Below are 20,333 nucleotides of genomic sequence, written 5' to 3'. Positions count from 1 at the left end.
AATGCGTGTTTGGATGAGATGTTTCGCATTGTGAAGCAGGCTTCTTAAAACTCAAAAGAATAGATTTTTTTAAATTTATCCATTTTTGGAATAAAGAAAACATGAGCAATCAGCGCTTGATGCGCAAGGACTAGAAGCCAATTTCCTTTCAATTCAAGCAGCCTCCACGTGTTTTCCAGCCCCCCAGGCCATGTCTTGCACCAGCGATTGCAGCAACGCCCAACCCAAAGGCCAGGGCCCGTGGCCCGACTCCGCATTGATGTGGCCCGCATTGGGCAGGCGCACAAACTCACTGCCCCAGGCCCGTGCATAGGCACCAGCCAGGCGAATGGGGCAATACGGGTCATTGGTGCTGGCCACCAGCACACTGCGATAGGGCAATGCCTGGTAGGGCACCGGGGCAAAGTCGGCCAGATGGGCTCGGCGCTCTGGGTCGGCAGGCGCCACCAGCAAAGCACTTTGAATGCGCGCTGCGGCTTGCGCGCCCAGATGGGCCGTAGTGATACAACCCAGGCTGTGCGCCACCACAATCACGGGCTCTGGCTGCGACAGGATGAGGGCCTCCAGCGTGCGCACCCAGTCGGCCCGCTTGGGGGTCAGCCAGTCGTCTTGCTCCACGCGCTGGGCATCGGGCAAGGCCTGAGCCCACAGGCTTTGCCAGTGTTCTGCGCCGGAATTGCGCCAACCCGGAACGATGATGATGCGGGGTGCTGTGCGGGACATGACAAACTCTCCTTTGGGGCGCCGATTGTGAAAGCCCCCTGCGCAAATCCCAACAACTCATTGGTTGTTTTCTTATATGCATAAGCATGTGCATCCCGCACTGCAGCGGGCACGGAGGGCACCTCTGGCACCGCAAGCATGGCGGCATCTAGAAGGTACGCAACACTCCACCCGAGCATAAAAAAAGCGCTCTACCCCATAGGGGGCAAGCGCTTTTTGCTACAAATAATCAGTGCTCACATACCGGGAGCCAGCCCCAGGTGCACGGTTTCACAGCTGCCATACAGGGCCTGCAGTGATGCCTTGGCCATCACGCGCTGACCGTCGGGCAGTTCCACCTCAAAGACAAAGTGGCTACCGCGGAAGGTGCGCTCGCGCACCTGGCCCTGCACGCCCTGCTCCTGCAGGCAGACATGCTCGGGCCGCAGCAGCACCTGCACCCCCTGGGCACTCTGGTAGTGCGGGTGGCCTGCAGGCAGCAAGCCCAGAGCGGTCTGCCACTGGCCGCCTGCCGTCGCCTGCGCATGTACCAGGGCGCCTTCACCCACAAACTGCGCCACATCCTGCGTAGCGGGCTGGCAGTACACCTGCACCGCATTGCCCCATTGCATGAGCTGTCCACGCGCCATGACACCCACGTTGTCGGCCATGGCAAAGGCTTCGTTCTGGTCGTGCGTGACCATCAAGGCGGTGGCCTTGGCCTGCTTGAGGATGGCACGCACTTCGCGCGCAATGCTCTCACGCATGCTGGTGTCCAGACTGGAAAACGGCTCATCCATCAACAGCAGGCTGGGTTGTGGTGCCAGCGCCCGGGCCAGTGCCACGCGCTGCTGCTGGCCACCCGAAAGCTCGTGCGGCCAGCGCTCGCCCATGCCGTCCAGCCCCACCAGCGCCAGCATCTCCTGCACGCGCGCTGCTCGCGCAGCCTTGTCGAGGCGGTGCAGCCCAAAACCAATATTGCCCGCCACATTCAGGTGCGGAAACAGGGCATGGTCCTGAAACACCATGCCAATATCGCGCAACTGTGGTGGCACGCTCTGCGAGGGCGCAGCCACCAGCTGCCCCTGCACATCAATCTGGCCAGCACGCACGGGCTCAAACCCTGCAATCGCGCGCAGCAACGTGGTCTTGCCACAGCCCGAGGGGCCCAGCAGACACCCGATTTCACCGGGGTCCAAACGCATGCTGACGTTTTGCACGACGATGTGGGCACCATAGCCCAATGAAACATTTTTAACTTCAAGCATCACAAAACCTCGGCCATCTTCAACCCGCCGAAGACGGTGTTTTTTCGGAGTGCAGCACCAGCAAGATCACCGGCAGCAACCCTACCAGCACAATCGCCAGTGCGGGCAAGGATGCTTCCTGCCACATGGACTCGGAGGTGAGCTGAAACACGCGCACAGCCAGCGTGTCCCAGCCAAACTGGCGCATCATGAGCGTGATGGGCATTTCCTTCATCACGTCCACCACCACCATCAGGAAAGCCGAAAGCAAGCCGGTGCGCAGCAACGGCAAATGCAGCCGGCGCAAGGTTTGCCAAGGCCCCAGGCCCAGCGAGGCACACGCCTCTTCTTGGCTGCGCGTGATGCGCTGCATGGCGGCATCGGTCGCGTTGTAGGCCACGGCCAAAAAACGCACGGCCAGCGCCAGCAGCATGCCGGCCAGGCTGCCCTTCAAAATGCCCAGTGTTTCAATCCCCAAGGGCTGCACCAGCGCCATGAGCTTTTCATCCAGCCAGGCAATGGGCACAAAAACGCCCACCGCCAGCACCACACCTGGCATGGCATAGCCCAGCACTGCCAGGCGCACCGTCCAGCCCGTCAGCGGATCGGCATGGTGACGGCGTGTCCAAGACAGCAGCAAGGCCAGCACCGTGGCAATCGCTGCCGTAATCAGTGCCAGCGACAGCGTATTCCAGGCATAGCCCCAATAGTCGCTGTTGAGATCTTCTTTCCAGATGCCCAGTGACCAATGGACCATCTGCACCATGGGCACGGCAAACGACGCGGCAAATACCAGCAGGCAAATAGCCGTAGCCCCCCAACCACGCAGCCCTTGAAGTGCCATGCGCTGCTGCTGTGGGTTGCTGACATGAAAGCGCTTGGCACTGCGCGAGCGTTGCTCTGCCGCCACCAGCACCAGCACCACCAACACCAAAATGGCGGCCAACTGCGCTGCGGCTCCAATGTTGTGCAGGTCAAACCACGATTTGTAGAGTGCGGTGGTGAAGGTGTCGAAGTTGAAGACAGCAATCGCGCCAAAGTCTGCCAGCACTTCCATGAGCACCAACGCCAGGCCCGCACCAATCCAGGGGCGTGCCAGCGGCAAAGCCACTTTAAAGAACGCTTTCGCAGGGCTCCGCCCCAGTGCCTGCGCCGCTTCCATGCTGCGGTGGCCCTGTGTGAGAAACGCACTGCGTGCCATCAAATACACATAGGGGTAAAAAGCCATGACCAACACCATGACCAGCCCCCACACACTGCCCCGAATGTCCGGAAACCAGCGGCTGCTGCCAAAGACATCGCGCATCATGCTTTGCACGGGCCCTGCGTACTCGAACAAGCCCATCTGCACAAACGCCAGCACATACGCCGGGATGGCCAGCGGCAGCACCAGCGCCCAGGAGAAAAACTTGCGCCCTGGGAAGTCACACATGGACGTCAGCCACGCCAGGGGCACGCCAACCGCCAGCACCGCCACGCTCACCAGCAGCATCAGCAGCAAGGTATTGCCCAGCACGCGCGGCAGCACGTAATTCCACAAATGCTGCCAAATCTCTGGTTGTGGCGTCACGGCCATCCACACCACCGCCAGCAAAGGCACGATGGTGAGCAACGCAATGGGCAGCGCAAAAGCAAAACCGCGCCAGCGGTGAGCTGGCGCGGTATGGTCTACAGCAGACAAGTAGCTAACCTAATCAAGAAATCGAATTAACGATAGCCTACACGATCCAGCAGCTTGATGGCCTCGGCCTGGTGCGAGCCAATATCGCCAGCGTTCAAGGGGCTGGGAATGAATTTGCCCCACGCCTTCACGATCGGGTCTTCTTCCGCCTTCTTGTTGATGGGGCTTTCATACGTGCCATGGGTATAGGCCGTTTGCACCTTCTCGGACGACAGCCACTCCAGCAGCTTGCGCGCACCTTCAGGGTTCTTGGCATGCTTGACCACGCCGGCACCCGACAGGTTCACGTGGGCACCGCCCTCATCCTTGCCCTGGTTGGCCCAGAACAGTTTCACTTGCTTGTTGAAATCAGGCTCTTTGGCCAGAATGCGGCCAAAGTAGTAGGTGTTGGCAATGCCGACATCGCACTGGCCCGCAGCAATCGCCTTGAGCAAGCTGGCATCGTTGGTGAACACATCGCCCGCCAGGTTGTTCACCCAGCCCTTGGTGATGGTTTCAGCCTTGGCCACACCGTGCTTGGCAATCAGCATGGCCACCAGCGACTGGGTATAGGCCTGCTTGGAGGTGCGCAAGCACAGCTTGCCCTTCCACTTGGGGTCTGCCAGATCTTCGTAGGTGCTCAGCTGCTCAGGCTTGATGCGGTCTGCCGCGTAAAAAATGGTGCGTTCGCGCTGCGACAGGCCCCACCAGCGGTTGCCGGCATCGCGGAAGTTGGCAGGCACATTGGCATTCAAAGCAGGCGAATCCACTTTCTGCAGCAAGCCACGCTCTGCGGCATTCCACAGATTGCCAACGTCCACCGTGATCAGCACGTCCGCTGGCGAGCTGGCGCCTTCAGCGGCCAGACGCTCGGACAGGGAGCCGCCACGATCGGTCAGCAGATTGATCTTCACACCTGTTTGCTTGGTGTATTCATCCAACGTGGGCTTGAGCAAGTCCTCAATGCGCGAGGAGTAGACCGTCACGGCCTGAGGTGCTGCCGCCTGCACCAAGGTGGCTGCACCCACCAAGCCCATGCACAGAGCTGTCTTCCAAAGTTTCATTTTGAAAAGCCTTCAGTCAGAGAAAACACGCCACGGTGTTGGTGGCGCCTCACCCGAGGGTGAATGGTTACAAGAATCAACGCTGGGCAAACCCAACAATTAATAAGAATAATTCCTATTAAGCGAATTCTAATCCATCTTCTCATGCGCTTTGCGCGCGCACTGACTCAGCACAAAAACACCTGCAACTCAGGCCATGCATCTGGCGCACTACCCCAGGGATCGGGTCCTTTTGGCCAGCAAGCGGGTACGCATACCCAGCGATATCGCCCATGAAATCAGCCACGTCTGGCGTGCCTGGTGTCCATACACAATACGCGCTCGCTTTTTACGGATGCCGTCAATCACCACCTTGACGATCTCGTCCGCTGGTGTTTTCAAAAACTTCTCGGCAAATTGGCGGCCTTTCTCAGAGCCATCGGCAATGCCTGTCCGCACACCGCCAGGGTGCACCAGATGCACGCCCACATGGGTATGCGCCAACTCCACCATTAAGGCTTCTGTCATGCCGCGCACCGCGAATTTGGAAGCGCAATACTCGGCATTACCCGGCATGCCAATCAGGCCAAAAACGCTGGAGACATTCACCAGTGCCGCTTCCTCATTGGCCAGCAACTGCGGCAAAAACGCCTGCGTGACGTGCAGCACGCCGTTGAAATTGATGCGCATCACCCGGTCAAAGTCTTCAAATGGCATCTCCTGCACCGACAGGCCCTGACCACTGATGCCAGCGTTGTTGATGACCACATGCGCGCCCCCCAGCTGCGTGCGCACCTGCTCGGCAAACGCGAACATCTGCGCCCTGTCACTCACATCAAAAGCCTGGGTATAAATGCGCTGCGCCAGCATGCCTTGCGCCGCCAGCATGGACCGCGTGGCATCCAGCCCTGCAGCATTGAAGTCGTTGAGTGCCAGCTTGGCACCCAGGCGTGCAAATTCCAACGCGTACGCACGCCCCATGCCGGAACCCGCCCCCGTAATCACCACCACCTTATCGATAAACGACTGCATCCTTGGCTCCTGCATCCTTTGAACTTAAGCTGTCAGCAATTGCGGCTGCACATGCAAAGCCACCCCTTTTTGGGTTTGCTGACGAATCGCCGAGGCCACCTGTGCCTGGGCATGGCCCACCATGAGATCCACCACGGTGGGGACCAGCGCTTCCGGAAAATAATGCCCCATCCCCTGGAGTTTGACCAGGGTCGCACCTGGGATGGCCTGGGCTGTGGCCTCCCCTCCGCTGACATTCACCATCCAATCGACATCACCGTGCAGCACCAAGGTTGGCGCCGTGATGCGCTGCAGCTGTGCGGTGCGGTCGCCAGACTTGACGATGGCCTCAATCTGCCGGCGTACCCCCAAGGCAGCCCATGGGCCGCGCCCGCGCCACCACGCAAAACGGGCTTGCGCGCGCACGGTGGACTCATCCAGCGGCCAGCCCCGAGGCCCAATGTGGCGCACCATATCCCAGTACAGCCCCTCGGCTTGCTCTACGGTGGCGGGGGCTGGGCGCATCAGGCGGCGCATGGTAGACCGCGCAGGCTGGCCCACCTTGGGGTGGCCGGTGGTGGAAAAAATCGACGTCAGCGTACGCACCCGATCCGGGGCGGATGCTGCCATGGTCTGCGCGATCATGCCGCCCATGGACATGCCCGCAATGTGTGCGGATGCCATGCCTGCATCTCCCATGACCGCCAGCACATCGTCGGCCATGTCTTGCAGCACGTAGGCCTGGGCACTGGTGCGCTTGCGCACAATATTCCACATGCTCGAAGGCGCTGTCAGCGCCTGGCTGGAGCGGCCAACATCGCGGTTATCGAGCACCAGCACCCGGAAACCTTGCGCGACCAAGCCATCAATCATGCTGCTGGGCCACGACGTCAGCTGCAGCCCCAGACCGGCCACCAGCACCAGCGGTGTGCCGTCGGCTTCACCATAGACGCGATAACACAGCACCATGCCGTTGCCACGATCACAGAAACGGTCTTGCGAGGTATCCACGGTCAGCCCGCTGTGCGTAGCAGCGAACAAGCCGTCGGAACTCCACTTCAAGTGCCCATCGTCCACGGGTTGCTGCAGCATCAGCTGCGCATCCGCACGGTAATCCATGCTCATGCACCACGGTGCGCTCGGCCCTTGCTTGGGCAGCGTGTTCATGGCGCGCTGCACATAGCCGGCGGCAAAGTCCAGCAAGGGCCGCACAGGCATATGGGGATGGGGCAATACCGGCTTGCAGGCCTTGAAACCCTGGGCATCCATATGTGCCAGCACACGGCACAAGTGTTCGCACAGCAGCCCGACCTTGAGCGTCCATGACGCATTGGTGTAGCCCACCGCAAAAGCAAAGTTGGGGATGTCGTTGAGCATCAATCCCTTGAATGCCACACGCTGCGACAAATCCACAGCCTGCCCATCCACCCGCAGCGTGGCACCGCCGAATAGCTGCAGATCCAACCCCGTCGCTGTGATGACCACATCAGCCTTCAGCGTGTCGCCAGATTTCAGCCGTACCCCGTCGGGCGTGAAATGCGCGATCTGGTCTGTGACGATCGAGGCCTTCCCACTGCGCAGCGCTTTGAACAAGTCGCCATCGGGCACCACGCACAGGCGCTGATCCCACGGGCCATAAGGCGGTTTGAAGTGTTTGTCCACATCGAAGCCCGCAGGCAACGCCTTGAGGTTGAGCTTGCGAATCCATTGCCGCGCCCGCTGCGGGTACTTCTGGCACATGCGCCAGATCAGACGCGAGAGAAAAATATTTTTGCGCCGCGTCAAGGCATAGGCGCGCTGGGGCGAGAGTATTTTCTTGAGCCACTGCGCCACCACATCCTCGGACGGCATGCTCAGCACATAGGTGGGCGTGCGCTGCAGCATGGTGACGTGGGCCGCCTGCTCGCTCATGGCGGGCACCAGGGTCACGGCCGTGGCGCCGCTGCCAATCACCAGCACCTGCTTGCCGCTGTAGTCGAAGTTGCCGGGCCACTGCTGGGGGTGAATCACGGTGCCCTGAAACTGCTCCAGGCCTTCCAGCTGGGGCTGGTAACCATGGGCATAGTTGTAATAGCCCGCAGCGCTGAACAGCCAGCGTGCTTGAAGTTGCAGGTGCTGCGTGCCCGCCGCATCGGTGCGCTCCACCTCCACCTGCCACAGGCATTTCCCGCTGTCCCAGTTCGCGCCGAGCACCCGGTGCTGCAAGCGAATGTGGGCATCAATGTCATAGTCACGTGCGGTTTCGCGCAGGTAGTTGAGGATGGCCGGTCCATCCGCAATCGCTTTGCGCCCTTCCCACGGCTTGAATGCATAGCCGAAGGTATGCAAATCAGAATCGGAGCGAATCCCGGGGTAGCGAAACAAATCCCACGTTCCCCCGGTTTGAGCGCGGGCCTCCAGCAAGGCAAAACGCTTGCGCGGCAAATGCTGGCGCAAATAACAGGCCAGCCCAATGCCCGACAGGCCTGCACCAATGATCAGAACATCGAACGGGGTTGTAGCGTCTTGCTGCATGCCATGTGCCTCACACCAAAGTTAGGGGTTGGCATGCATCATGGGAAGCGCGCAGCGTGCGCACAAGCTAAGGAAAGCACGGAGGTGCTTTTTTTGGGGATGCGCTGTTTGCCGCGCCTGCGCCACGTGACAGGCCAAGGCACACACTGAGCCTGCGCGCCACGGCCAGCACCGCAGCGCTGACTGCTCAGGCCCGGCTACTCTGGCCAGGCATAAAGTCGCCCAAAAAGTCCAGAAAGCTGCGTACAGCGGGTGTCAGCCCCCGGCGCGAGCTGAACACCGCATGCACGATGCCGGGTGGAAAACGCCACTGCGGCAGCACATGCACCAGTTCACCGCGTTCTATTTCAGGCTGGCACATATAGTCGGGCAAGTAGCACACCCCCGCGCCGCCCAGCACGGCCAGCTTGAGGGTCATCAGGTCATCGGCCACATAGCGCACCTGGGGCTGCAACTGCACCTCGGCCCCCGTGTCGCTGCGCAGCCGCCAGTGCGCTACGCCTTCAAAGGACGACATGGACAGCACCTGGTGCGCCATCAAGTCTTGCGGCAACTGCGGCTCGCCCATGCGCGCCAAGTAGGCCGGGCTGGCCAACAAAATCTGGTTGGCCGTATCCAGCCGCTTGACCACCATGCTGGCGCTGTCGTCCAAGGAAGCCCGCACACGCAGCGCCACATCCATGCCCTCTTCCACCACATTCACGGGGCGGTTCACCACCATCATTTCCACACGCACCTCGGGGTAGCGTTCCAGAAAGCGCGGCATCAACGGTGCCAGCACGGTCTGCGACAAAGTGACTGGGCAGCTCACCCGCACCGTGCCACGCGGCTCGCTTTGCACCTGCTCGACCGTGTCCTGCGCCGCCTGCGCCGCATCGCGCATCGCCTGGCAGTGGCGCAAATACGCTGCGCCCACCTCGGTCAGCGACAGTTTGCGCGTGGTGCGCTGCAGCAGTCGCAGGCCCAGGCTGGCCTCCAGCTCGGCAATCCGGCGTGACAGGCGCGACTTCGGAATACCCAGCGCACGCCCCGCAGCGGCAAAGCCACCGCGTTCCACCACCTCGGCAAAGTACAGCATGTCGTTGAGGTCTTGCACCAGATGCACTCCTTGATCGTTCCAAACTTGGAACAATCTATCGCATAAATGCAGACTTATCAAATCTGCGTGTGTAATCCATACTTCCAGACATCAAGCAAAACACATTGGAGCTTCTCTTGAAACTGCTGCACATTGACTCTTCCATCACCGGTGACAACTCGGCCTCGCGCAAGCTGACCCAACAAATCGTGAACGCCTGGGTGGCCCAGCATGCCGACACCCAGGTGGAATACCTGGACCTGGTGACCAACGCACCCCAGCACTTCACCATGGCCGCCTTGACACCCCGCACTGGCCAGACCGAAGGCCTGAGTGCAGAGCAAGTGGCTGAGAATGCCGTCTCCGAGCAGCTGGTCAGCCAGTTCCTGGCCGCTGACGTAGTGGTGATTGGCGCACCGTTCTACAACTTCAGCATCCCCACGCAGCTGAAGGCCTGGATTGACCGCTTGGCCCAACCTGGCCGCACCTTCCGTTACACCGCCAGCGGCCCTGAAGGTCTGGCCAAGGGCAAGACCGTGATCGTGGCCTCCAGCCGCGGTGGTGTGTACTCCACCACCGAAGGCATGCAGGCCCTGGAACACCAGGAAAGCTACCTGAAGGTGGTGATGGGCTTCTTTGGCATTACCGATGTGCGCATCGTGCGTGCCGAAGGTCTGGGCCTGGGCCCTGATGCCGTTGCCACAGCGTTTGCCAGCGCTGCCAACGATGTCAAGGCAGTGACTGCTGCCTGATCGCCCCGTCTTTGAAGACGCAAAAAAGGCCTGCTGCCACCAGCAGGCCTTTTTTATGGTGCCCGTTTAGCCGCGTGTGACGGCATACGCCAGCTGCCCCAGCCACTCGTGCAGAGCCAGTTGCCAGCGCAGCAGGCTATCGGCCATGTGGTAGCTGTGCCAAGCGGTGGCCGCGCCGGTGCGAAAGTCCACGGGGTAAGGCGTGACATGGCAGCCCACAGCGGCAAACTCCGGCACGGCACGCGGCATGTGCCAGGCCGAGGTGACCAGCAGCCAGCGCTGGCTGCCGCAGTCTGGGCCCAAGCTAAGCGCCACCTGCCGCGCGTTTTCGCGTGTGGTGCGCGAGCCCTGTTCGATGGTGATGCGCGCCAAGTCCAGCCCCTGCTCTTGGTAGAACTGCTGGGCCAGCTGGCCTTCGGTCACGCCCGTGGTCAGCAAGCGCCCCTCGCCACTACTGAACACCAACTGCCACGCGGGGTGCTGGTGCATCAGCCCTGCGGGCACCGTCATGCGTTCTGCCGATTGGCCCAAAGGCACCTGGCCGTGGGCTTGCCAGCTGCCCGGGTGCTCCACAGCGCCACCCAGCACAATCAGGCCGGCATGCCCCTCCAACTGCTGCGGCGTCGGTACGGGGTAACGCGCTTCCAGCGGACGCAGCAAGGCATCGGGCAGCGCTTGAAAGCCCAGCAGGCCCAGCGCAGCCAGCCCCGTCCACAGCATGCGCCGCGCCGCTTTCGGCTTGCGTGCCAACAGCCACAGCGCCAGCAACCACCACAGCCCCAGCCAAAACAGCGGCTGCGTGATGGCAGAGAGCAATTTCGAAATGACAAACACCGCAGCCTCTCTTTGAATAAAGAGAGCAGCTTGCGCTTATCAAATCTTCATTTCAGGTACAAAAGCATCTGAAGCAAAGCATTAACCAGCGCTACCCGCTCCTATTTTTGAATTAACTGATGGATGCACCCACGCCGCCATGCGCCAGGGACCAGCGCGCAGGGTCTTGCAAGAAGGCCTCCCACACGGCCAGTTGCTCCGCCGAGAACGCGCCGCGCTGGCCCGCCACGGCCAGCACATCCTGCCAGTTGCACAGCGCATGCACGCGCACACCGTGCGCTGCCAGCACGGCGTCCGAGCCAAAACAGGCGTAATCAAACACCACAAACAAATCTTCCACGCGCGCGCCTTCGCTGCGCAGCGCGTCGATGAAGTTCAGCTTGTACTGCCCGGCCGACACCATGTCGTCCACCAGCAGCACCTTGCCGCCCTGCGCCACCACGCCTTCGATCTGGCGGCTACCCACGGCGCGCTTGCGCACGTACTGCAGCGGCATGTCCAGCTTCTCGGCAAACCAGGCGGCAAAGGCAATGCCGCTGGACTCGCCCCCGGCCACCGCGCTCAGGCCTTGCAGCGCACCGGCATCCAGCAGGCGCTGCACGCCTTGCTTCATCAACTCACGGCGAATGGTGGGCAGCGAGATCAGGCGTGTGGCATCCATATAAACCGGGCTGGCCCAGCCCGAGGGCAGCACAAACGGCGCATCGGTGCGCACTTCCACGCAACCGGCTTCCAACAACCAAGCTGCAGCTTGCTGGCTCATAGGGTATGTCATCTCAAAGGCTTTCTGTTTTTCAATCACTGTGGGTGCGCTCCAGCATGGCGCGCAGGCGCGCTGCGCCCTCAGGGCCTTTGCTGGCGTGGCTCCACAGCTGGGTCGTCATTTGTTCGTGCAGCGCCACCGCTTCTTGCGAAGCCGTGACCATGGCAATGCCGTTGCGCACATTGGGCAGCTCGCCCAGGCGAAACGGGCTGAGCATCAGCACGCGATGGCTGGCGCCGGTCAGCACCTGGTAGGTGGCCGAAGGCATGGCGTCGTCCACCAGCCCGATCTGGGCATACCAGGGCGCGTTGTCCATCAGCTGCGCCATGCGCGCTACTTCCTGGCGTGCAGCCTGCACCCGCACACGGCGCACGGTGGGCGCCACATCCAGGCGCCCGATCAGGCCGGTTTGCACAAAACGCTCCAGATCGCGCAGGCCAATCAGGCTGACGATATGGGGCTTGCGCTGTTCAAAATTGCGTTTGCGGGCACGCAAGATGTCCATGATCTGCTGGGTTTGGCGCGCTTGCGCAGCCACATCAGCGCCTTGCGGCAAGGCCTCTTGCAGCATCAGCGCCAAATAGCCCAGATAGTCTTCGGACAGCAGCAGCACCGAAACCGGTTCAAAGTGCGCCAAGATGCGGTCGGTGCTGCACTCGATCTGGCGCATGCGCTCAAACAGCGCCAGGGCCGAGGCGTAGTACTCCGCCTCCACCCCCAGCAGCGATGCCAAGCTGGTGCCCAGCAACTGCGCCAGGCGCTCCAGCATCTCAATCTTGACGATTTCGCCCTTTTCCATACGGTAGACCACCGCCCGCGACACCCCCAGCTGCACCGCCACCTCGTCGGCCTGCAGCCCTGCCCCCATGCGGTAGGCACGCAGGCGGTCGCCCAGGGCGGCGTAGTCAATGGGAGAGGCAAAGGTGGGCGTCGTCATGGCGCGTGACTATACCGAGGCAGCGCGGGGGCTGATGGCCGCAATCGTGTCGGCCATCACCTGAGTGCCGAGCATGAAGTCCGCCAGTTCCATGGCTTCGTGCGGATTGTGCGAGCCATGCTGGTTGCGCACAAACACCATGGCAGAAGGAATGCCGCCATTGGCAAACAGGGCCGCATCATGGCCAGCGCCGCTGGGAATACGCTCGTGCGCAATGCCGCGCTCACGGCAGGCCTTGGCCATCAGATCGCACAGCTGCGCATCGCACACAGCGGGCTCGCTGAGCAAACGGCGGTCCAACGCAAACTTCACCCCACGCTCACGCTCAATCGAAGCCATTTCGGCCTGCACCAGCTGGTAGAAGGCCTCCAGCGTGTCGCTGCTCTTGCTGCGCGCTTCAAAGCTGAAATGTGCATAGCCGGGCACGCGCGAGATGGAATGCTCGGCCGGATCGGTTTGCACCACACCGCAGGTCACCACCAGATCCGTGCCGCGCTCCAGCAGGGCACGCCAATGGTTGTCCAGCCGCACGATCAGGTCGGACACGGCAAACACCGCATCCTTGCGCAGCCAGCGCGGCACCACGCCCGAGTGCTGGGCATCGCCAAAGCATTCAATCTTGTTGTGGCGCACATTGCCGCGAATGCCGCTGACCACGGCCACAGGGATGTCCCGCGCCACCATCACCGGGCCTTGCTCAATGTGCAGCTCCACATAGGCGTGAATGTCGGCCGGGTGGAACAATTTCTCCTGGCGGGCAATCGCCTCTACCTCCGCGCCGCAGGCTGCCAGCGCGTCATGCAGGGTCACGGCATCGCCACGGCGCTTCAAAGCCAAATCGGCCGCGCTGAGCTTGCCCCACAACGCTCCCGATCCCATATAGGCCTTGCCAAACCAGGCGCTTTCTTCCCCGCGAAAGCCAATCACCTGCAGCGGTGCGGGCAAGGTCACGCCCTCGCGCTTGGCCGCCAGCAGCACCAGCAAGCCCGCCACCACCCCGGCCAAGCCGTCGTAGTTGCCCCCCTGGGGCACGGAGTCCAGGTGCGAGCCCGTCCAGATGGCAGGCCCGCTGCGGATGTCCGCCGGATCAAAGTAGACGAAGTTGCCCGCACGATCGATGGCCACATCCAGCCCTTCGCCGCGCGCAAATTTTTTCAGGTAGGCCGCGCAGGCATTTTCGCCAGCGCCGTAGCTGGCGCGGGTGACGCCGACGCCATCGAACGTCAGCGCACGAATGTCGGCAAACAGTTGCTGTGCCAGGGGCTGGAGAGACTGCAGTTCCATATCCACTTGCCTGTGTGCAGCGCACGCACAGGCTTAAAGGTTGCTAAGGACACATGCTAATCTCAAAAAAGATACAAACCTTTCTCCATAGAAATACAAATTCTCATGGTTTGTATCTTTTTTGGAATATTGAAAATCCTGCACTGCCGTCACCCTCAGCCCGTGGTGACCGAACGCGCAAGGCGCATGACCGCCGCAGCCACCGTTCAAGGGTGGCCTCACCTTGGTCTTGGCAGAGGGTACTGCGCCCGCCCAGCGCCTGTTTACAGCTGCGCGGCCAACCTGCTGCCCTGGGCAATGGCGCGCTTGGCATCCAGCTCGGCCGCAACATCGGCTCCGCCAATCAGATGCGTAGTGACGCCCGCCGCCGCCAGGGCTTCATGCAGCGCCCGCTGGGGTTCCTGGCCTGTGCACAGCACGATGGTGTCCACCTCCAGCACTGTGGCCCCTTCGCGCTTGGGGCCGTAGCTGATGTGCAAGCCCTGCGCATCGATGCGCTCGTAGTTCACCCCGGCCAGCATCTTGACGTGCTTCATGCGCAGCTCTGCCCGGTGAATCCAGCCCGTGGTTTTGCCCAACCCTTTGCCCACCTGCGTCGGTTTGCGCTGAAGTAGCGTGACTTGGCGCAACGGCGGCAGCGGCTGCGCCGCTTGCACACCACCGCGCAGCAAAGCCGGGTCTCCCACCCCCCACTCGCTTTGCCAGGCGGCCAGGTCGGTGGCTGTGGAATGCTCGCCGTTGGCCAGGTAGTAGGCCACGTCAAAGCCAATGCCTCCAGCCCCCACCACGGCCACCCGCTGGCCCACCGGTTGGCGCTGCGCCAGCACATCGATATAGCTGAGCACCATGCCGCTGGCCTCGCCCGCTTCCTGCCCCGGAATACGGGGGTTCCGGGGCTGCACGCCGGTGGCCACAATCACTGCGTCAAACTGGGCGTCGATCAAGCCCTGGGCCGTGGCCATGTGCTGCAGGCGCACCTTGACCCCGGTGCTCAGCAGGCGTTGCTCAAAATAGCGCAAGGTTTCATGAAACTCTTCCTTGCCGGGAATGCGCTTGGCCATGTTGAACTGGCCGCCAATTTCGGCACTGGCTTCCAGCAGTTCCACCTGGTGGCCACGCTCGGCCAGCACCGTGGCAGCGGCCAGCCCCGCAGGGCCTGCACCGACCACGGCCACCCGCTTGGCGGCGGTGGTGGGCGTGTAGTTCAATTCGGTCTCGTGGCAGGCGCGCGGGTTGACCAGGCAGGAGACAGTTTGGTTCTGGAACACATGGTCCAGACAGGCCTGGTTGCAGGCAATGCAGGTGTTGATGCTCTGCGGCTTGCCCTGCGCCGCCTTGGCCACAAAGTGGCTGTCCGCCAGCAGCGGCCGCGCCATGGACACCATGTCAGCATCACCTTGCGCCAGAATGCGCTCGGCCGTGTCGGGCGTGTTGATGCGGTTGGTGGCAACCAACGGTATGCCCACCGCACCTTTGAGCTTGCGCGTCACCCAGGCGAATGCTCCGCGTGGCACCGAGGTGGCAATGGTGGGCACCCGCGCCTCATGCCAGCCGATGCCGGTGTTGATGATGGTGGCACCTGCCGCCTCAATCGCCCGCGCCAGCTGCACCACCTCGCTCCAGTCGCTGCCATCGGGAATCAGGTCCAGCATCGACAGGCGGTAGATGATGATGAAATTGGGCCCCACGGCCTCGCGCGTGCGGCGCACAATTTCCACGGGCAGCTGCATGCGCTGGGTGTAGTCGCCGCCCCATTTGTCGGTGCGCTGATTGGTGTGCACCGCCAGGAATTCGTTGATGAAATAGCCCTCGCTGCCCATGACTTCAACGCCGTCATAGCCCGCATCCTGGGCATGGCGCGCGCAATCCACGAAGTCCTGAATCTGCCCTTCTACGCCGCGTGTGCTCAGTGCCCAAGGCGTGAACGGGGTGATGGGCGACTTGATGCGCGAGGGCGCTACCGAAATGGGGTGATAGCCATAGCGGCCCGCATGCAAGATTTGCAGCGCAATCTTGCCGCCATGGCGGTGCACGGCTTCGGTGATGGGCTGGTGCGCGCGTGCATCGGCTGCGTTGCGCATGGTGCCTGCAAAGGGCTTCACCCAGCCAGCGCGGTTGGGTGCAAAGCCCCCCGTCACAATCAACCCCACCCCGCCCTGCGCACGCTCTTCAAAATAGGCGGCCAAACGGGGCAAGTCTTTGCGCTGGTCTTCCAGGCCGGTGTGCATGGAGCCCATGAGCACGCGGTTGCGCAAGGTCGTAAATCCCAGATCCAGTGGGGCCAGCAAGTGGGGGTAAGCAGCAGTCATCCAGTCATTCCAAAGCAGCAGCAATACGGGGTGGCCGCACGCGACGGCCACCTTGCGTGAAGGTAAGCAGTCATTAGAAACGCACGATCGTGCTTTTCATACCCGCGTAAGTCTGGATTGCTGCAGCTACCATCCACTGCCCGCAGCACAACAACCCAGCCACAGTTTGAGAGAAAAAAGTGGCTCAACCCCTTATGCACCCTTCGCTTGCCGCTATTTTTTCCAATAAAAAAAGCCCGCTGCTGCGGGCTTTCGATGGTGGTGGGGACCAAGTCGTCCTGACCAGCGCGGTTTAACGCTTGGCTTTGGACTTGCCAGCAGCTGGGCTCTGCACCGCCGCCTTGTCTTTTTTGCTGCCAATCTTGCTTTCCTGGCCTTTGAGCAAGCGGCCAATGTTCTCTGCATGGCGCCACAGCAGCAAGGCCGACATGGCGATCACAGCCAGCAGCACAGACTTGTCATACGGCCACAGGCTGCCGCCCAGCAACACGTAATACACGGGGGCCAGTACCGCTGCCACCAGCGCCGACAGCGAGGAGTAACGCGTGGTGAACGCCACCAGCAACCAGGTCAGCAAGACAAACAAACCCAGCCAGCCGCTCAGGCCCAGCAACACGCCCAGCGCCGTCGCCACGCCCTTGCCGCCCTTGAACTTGAAGAACACAGGGAACAAGTGGCCCAGGAAAGCCGCAATGGCCACCAGCGCCAGCGTGCCGTCATGCAGGCCGTAGTCCGGGCCCCAGTACTTGGCCAGCAGCACCGGCACCAGGCCCTTGACGGCGTCCAGCAACAGGGTCAGCGCAGCCGCAGCCTTGCTGCCCGAGCGCAGCACATTGGTGGCACCCGGGTTGCCGCTGCCGTAGGTGCGGGGGTCGTTAAGCCCCATGACAGAGCTGACGATGACCGCAAACGACAGCGATCCAATCAAATAGGCCACCACAGCGGCCACAACAGGGAGGGAGGAATTCAAAACTGCAATCCTTGCCTGCCTTCAGGGCAGACTTTTGTCATCTGGGTTGGTCGGCGTTGAACGCCGAGCACTGAACCCCTTATTGTGCCAGCGCACACTGCACAGGCTGGGCAGCCAACAGATCCACACAAACCCGGGGATCGATCTGCACCAGAAAGCCGCGCCGCCCGCCGTTGATGGCAATGCGCGGCAAATCCAGGATGGACTGCTCGATATACACAGGCATCGCCTTACGCACGCCAAACGGGGACGTGCCGCCCACCAGGTAGCCGCTGTGGCGGTTGGCCACCTCGGGCTTGCAGGGCTCCACGCTCTTGGCACCGATCTGGCGCGCCAGGTTTTTGGTGGAGACCGTGCAGTCGCCATGCATCAGCACGATCAAAGGCTTGGCATCCTGGTCCTGCATGACCAGGGTTTTCACCACGGCATGCTCGTCCAGCCCCAGCTGCCGGGCCGATTCGGCCGTGCCGCCGTGCTCCACATAGTCATAAGGGTGCTCAGTAAACAGCACTTTGTGCGCTTTCAGCATCTGTGTTGCCGGGGTTTCGCTCACGTGCACTTTGTCTTTTTTTGCCATTCGCCGCTCTCTTCGCTTATTGGCCTGGGTCACGCCATTGCCAGCGCAACGCATCGATTTGTGCCAACAACTCAGGCGAAAGCTGCACGTCCCAAGCGTCCACCGCTTCATCTAAATGCGCCACGCTGGTCACCCCGATGATGGTGCTGGCCACACGCCAACTGCGGTAGCAAAAGGCCAGCGCCAGCTGCGTGGGCGTCAGGCCATGCGAGCGCGCCAGCTGGTTGTACTGGCGTGCAGCGTCCAGCGCCTCAGGGCGGCCCCAGCGCTGCTTTTGCACCGAAGGGTAAGACAGCCGTGTGCCCTGCGGGGCATCTGGCCCAGTAATGCCCGTGCGGTCGTACTTGCCCGTCAGCAATCCCACGCCCAGCGGTGAATACGCCAGCAGCCCCACGCCCAGGCGGTCGCAGCTTTCATCCATGGCGTTCTCCCAGCTGCGGTTGATCAGGCAGTACGGGTTTTGCACGCTGGCCACACGCGGCAGGCCGTATTGCTCGGCCAGGCGCACAAACTCATGCACGCCATACGGGGTTTCATTGGACAGGCCAATGCTGCGAATCTTGCCCTGCTGAACCAGCTGCGCCAGCGTCTCCAGCTGGGTGTGAATGCTGGTCTGCGTCACTTCCTTGGCCGGGTCGTAGTAGAGGTTGCCAAACGCGGGCACATGGCGCTCGGGCCAGTGAATCTGGTAGAGGTCAATCACCTCGGTTTGCAGGCGACGCAGGCTGCCTTCGCACGAGGCCACGATGTCGGCCGCCGTCATGCCGGCACCGGCACGAATCCACGGCATGCCGCGCGAAGGGCCCGCCACCTTGCTGGCCAGCACGATCTGCCCGCGCGCACCCGGGCGCGCCGCCAGCCAGCGGCCAATGATGGTTTCAGTGGCGCCATAGGTGGCTTCGCGTGCGGGCACGGCATACATCTCGGCCGTGTCCCAAAACGTCAAGCCGCGCTCCAGCGCACGGTCCATGATGGCAAAGGCGTCGCGCTCGGACACTTGCTCACCAAAAGTCATGGTGCCCAGGCAAATCGGGCTCACCATCAGATCGCTGCGGCCCAGCCGCACAGGGGTCATCGTTGGGCTATTCATAGGTCGCAAGTGTAGGCCGCCGCGTCGCGCTCTTGACTGTGGTCAGTACCGACTGCACCAATAATGCGCTGCATGTACACACCTTTGCGCCCCAGCACCACCGAAGACCTGCCCATTCGTCACATGAGCTACCGTGTGCGCACCTGGGGTCAGCCCCAGCCCGGCGTGCCGCCGCTGGTGCTGGCGCATGGCTGGATGGATGTGGGCGCCTCCTACCAGTTTGTGGTGGATGCCTTCACTCAGGCCTTCTACAGCGACCGCCACACCATTGCGCCGGACTGGCGCGGGTTTGGGTACAGCATGCCGTCCGCGCCCTGTGACCACTACACATTTGCCGACTACCTGGGCGATCTGGACGCTTTGCTCGACCACTACGCGCCCGCAGACCAAGCCGTCGATCTGGTGGGCCACAGCATGGGTGGCAATATCGCCATGCTCTATGCAGGGGCACGGCCTGCGCGCATTCGCCGTTTGGTCAACCTGGAGGGCTTTGGCATGCCTGCCACGCAAGCCAGCCAGGCGCCGCAGCGCATCGGCCAGTGGCTTGACGCCTTGAAAGAGCTGCGCAGCGGTGCAATTGCGCTCAAAACCTATGACAGCGTGGAAGCCGTGGCCGCACGCCTGCAAAAAACCAACCACCGCCTGGGCGCTGACAAGGCACTGTGGCTGGCCGGTGAATGGGCCGCGCCCGATGCCCAGGGCCGCTGGGCCATCTTGGGCGATGCGGCGCACAAAGTGATCAACCCGCAACTGTTCCGCGTGGAAGAGGTGCTGGCCCACTACGCCGCCATCACCGCGCCGGTGCTGGCCATTGAAGCCACGGGCGACAGTCTGGGCCAGTGGTGGAAGGCGCAGTACTCACTGGACGAGTACCATGAGCGCCTGAAAGCAGTGCCCCAATCACGCATCGCCCAGGTGGACGATGCCGGGCACATGCTGCACCACGACCAGCCCGCGCAGATTGCGCAGCTGATCGAAGACTTCTGCCAGCCCTGATCTCCCACTAAATCAGAAGCGGCTTACGCTGGCATTTCAAGGGTTTGCAGTACATTTCAGTCTGTAACCCTTTATTTACATGCGCAAGCCGCTCTTGTTTTTGCGCATGGCTGTTATGAAAGCCTGCTGTCATGTGGCTCACAGATCTTCTGCGCAAACTCACCAGAGGCCCCAATGTGGGCGAAACCTTCCGTGACTACATTGGTTGCTACCTCTATGGCACGGAAGTCAGCGGCAGCCAGCAGCCCGAGTATGTGGGCGCGCCCGCCACGCTGGCGCAGCTGGAAGTTGAAGTGCGCCTGTACCTGCAAGACTTTCTGAGCACCCAGCAAGACAGCAGCACGCCCGCCGTGCACACCGTCCAGGCCGTGCTGGCCGATCTGCCCCAGCGCCTGCAGGCCCACACCAGCACCGACATGACACTGCCGTTCATCGCCCTGGATGGCACGGAATTCTTCATTCGCAAAGGCGTGCGCCAGCGCCGCAAGGAAAACGGTAAGTTTGTCGAATAAGCGCGTGCGCCCGCACCCTGCCCTATAGTTCAGAGCCTCTTTTCGCGCCCCTTT

The 20,333-nt window shown here is 61.9% G+C and carries 18 protein-coding genes; 3 read left to right on the top strand and 15 right to left on the bottom strand.

Annotation, left to right across the window (positions count from 1 at the left end; all coding sequences use genetic code 11):
• Window positions 1-153: 153 nt before the first annotated feature.
• The 7 genes from AC27VO_RS10015 to AC27VO_RS09985 form a co-directional block, all read right to left on the bottom strand.
• Window positions 154-723, bottom strand: coding sequence for an RBBP9/YdeN family alpha/beta hydrolase (locus AC27VO_RS10015; RefSeq protein ID WP_488666565.1), 570 nt, complete (start codon window positions 721-723; stop codon window positions 154-156).
• Between the two features lie 236 nt (window positions 724-959).
• Window positions 960-1,970, bottom strand: coding sequence for an ABC transporter ATP-binding protein (locus AC27VO_RS10010; protein ID WP_488666564.1), 1,011 nt, complete (start codon window positions 1,968-1,970; stop codon window positions 960-962).
• A gap of 19 nt (window positions 1,971-1,989) precedes the next feature.
• Entirely contained in the window at window positions 1,990-3,630 is a 1,641-nt protein-coding gene (locus tag AC27VO_RS10005; protein ID WP_488666563.1) for an ABC transporter permease, read from the bottom strand.
• A gap of 26 nt (window positions 3,631-3,656) precedes the next feature.
• A complete protein-coding gene (locus AC27VO_RS10000) occupies window positions 3,657-4,673 on the bottom strand; it encodes an extracellular solute-binding protein (RefSeq protein ID WP_488666562.1) in 1,017 nt (338 codons plus the stop codon).
• Window positions 4,674-4,883: 210 nt separating this feature from the next.
• Window positions 4,884-5,684: an SDR family NAD(P)-dependent oxidoreductase gene (locus AC27VO_RS09995; RefSeq protein ID WP_488666561.1), complete on the bottom strand. Its 801-nt coding sequence runs from the start codon at window positions 5,682-5,684 to the stop codon at window positions 4,884-4,886.
• Between the two features lie 24 nt (window positions 5,685-5,708).
• The gene (locus AC27VO_RS09990; protein WP_488666560.1) at window positions 5,709-8,177 is read right to left on the bottom strand and encodes an alpha/beta fold hydrolase; all 2,469 of its coding nucleotides are present in this window, start codon (window positions 8,175-8,177) and stop codon (window positions 5,709-5,711) included.
• A gap of 187 nt (window positions 8,178-8,364) precedes the next feature.
• A complete protein-coding gene (locus AC27VO_RS09985; protein WP_488666559.1) occupies window positions 8,365-9,273 on the bottom strand; it encodes a LysR substrate-binding domain-containing protein in 909 nt (302 codons plus the stop codon).
• Window positions 9,274-9,392: 119 nt separating this feature from the next.
• Here AC27VO_RS09985 and AC27VO_RS09980 point away from each other — a divergent pair, with 119 nt between their 5' ends.
• Window positions 9,393-10,007, top strand: a complete 615-nt coding sequence (locus AC27VO_RS09980) for an FMN-dependent NADH-azoreductase (protein ID WP_488666558.1) — start codon at window positions 9,393-9,395, stop codon at window positions 10,005-10,007.
• Between the two features lie 66 nt (window positions 10,008-10,073).
• On the opposite strand, the gene AC27VO_RS09975 is transcribed toward AC27VO_RS09980, so the two are convergent.
• The 8 genes from AC27VO_RS09975 to AC27VO_RS09940 all read right to left on the bottom strand — a co-directional run bounded on the left by AC27VO_RS09975 (window position 10,074) and on the right by AC27VO_RS09940 (window position 18,756).
• Window positions 10,074-10,841: a YdcF family protein gene (locus AC27VO_RS09975; protein ID WP_488666557.1), complete on the bottom strand. Its 768-nt coding sequence runs from the start codon at window positions 10,839-10,841 to the stop codon at window positions 10,074-10,076.
• 112 nt (window positions 10,842-10,953) lie between these two features.
• Complete coding sequence (locus AC27VO_RS09970; RefSeq protein WP_488666556.1) at window positions 10,954-11,604, bottom strand: orotate phosphoribosyltransferase; 651 nt, start codon at window positions 11,602-11,604, stop codon at window positions 10,954-10,956.
• A 31-nt stretch (window positions 11,605-11,635) separates the two neighbouring features.
• Window positions 11,636-12,541: a helix-turn-helix domain-containing protein gene (locus tag AC27VO_RS09965; protein WP_488666555.1), complete on the bottom strand. Its 906-nt coding sequence runs from the start codon at window positions 12,539-12,541 to the stop codon at window positions 11,636-11,638.
• 9 nt (window positions 12,542-12,550) lie between these two features.
• On the bottom strand, window positions 12,551-13,825 hold the full coding sequence (locus AC27VO_RS09960; protein WP_488666554.1) for a hydantoinase/carbamoylase family amidase: 1,275 nt from the start codon (window positions 13,823-13,825) through the stop codon (window positions 12,551-12,553).
• A 263-nt stretch (window positions 13,826-14,088) separates the two neighbouring features.
• Window positions 14,089-16,134, bottom strand: coding sequence for an oxidoreductase (locus AC27VO_RS09955; protein ID WP_488666553.1), 2,046 nt, complete (start codon window positions 16,132-16,134; stop codon window positions 14,089-14,091).
• Between the two features lie 292 nt (window positions 16,135-16,426).
• The gene (gene plsY, locus AC27VO_RS09950; RefSeq protein ID WP_488666552.1) at window positions 16,427-17,104 is read right to left on the bottom strand and encodes a glycerol-3-phosphate 1-O-acyltransferase PlsY; all 678 of its coding nucleotides are present in this window, start codon (window positions 17,102-17,104) and stop codon (window positions 16,427-16,429) included.
• Window positions 17,105-17,183: 79 nt separating this feature from the next.
• Window positions 17,184-17,681, bottom strand: coding sequence for a Cys-tRNA(Pro) deacylase (ybaK, locus tag AC27VO_RS09945; RefSeq protein WP_488666551.1), 498 nt, complete (start codon window positions 17,679-17,681; stop codon window positions 17,184-17,186).
• 16 nt (window positions 17,682-17,697) lie between these two features.
• A complete protein-coding gene (locus AC27VO_RS09940) occupies window positions 17,698-18,756 on the bottom strand; it encodes an aldo/keto reductase (protein WP_488666619.1) in 1,059 nt (352 codons plus the stop codon).
• 87 nt (window positions 18,757-18,843) lie between these two features.
• Between AC27VO_RS09940 and AC27VO_RS09935 the strand changes: the two genes are divergently transcribed.
• Together AC27VO_RS09935 and AC27VO_RS09930 are read left to right on the top strand one after the other, a co-directional pair.
• On the top strand, window positions 18,844-19,767 hold the full coding sequence (locus AC27VO_RS09935) for an alpha/beta fold hydrolase (RefSeq protein ID WP_488666550.1): 924 nt from the start codon (window positions 18,844-18,846) through the stop codon (window positions 19,765-19,767).
• A 176-nt stretch (window positions 19,768-19,943) separates the two neighbouring features.
• Entirely contained in the window at window positions 19,944-20,279 is a 336-nt protein-coding gene (locus AC27VO_RS09930; protein ID WP_488666549.1) for a hypothetical protein, read from the top strand.
• Window positions 20,280-20,333: the final 54 nt, after the last annotated feature.

The sequence above is a fragment of the Comamonas sp. 14P8.1.4 genome (assembly GCF_057799285.1).
The sequence above is the reverse complement of the archived record's forward strand: the minus strand, read 5'-3'. Positions and strand labels throughout refer to the sequence as shown.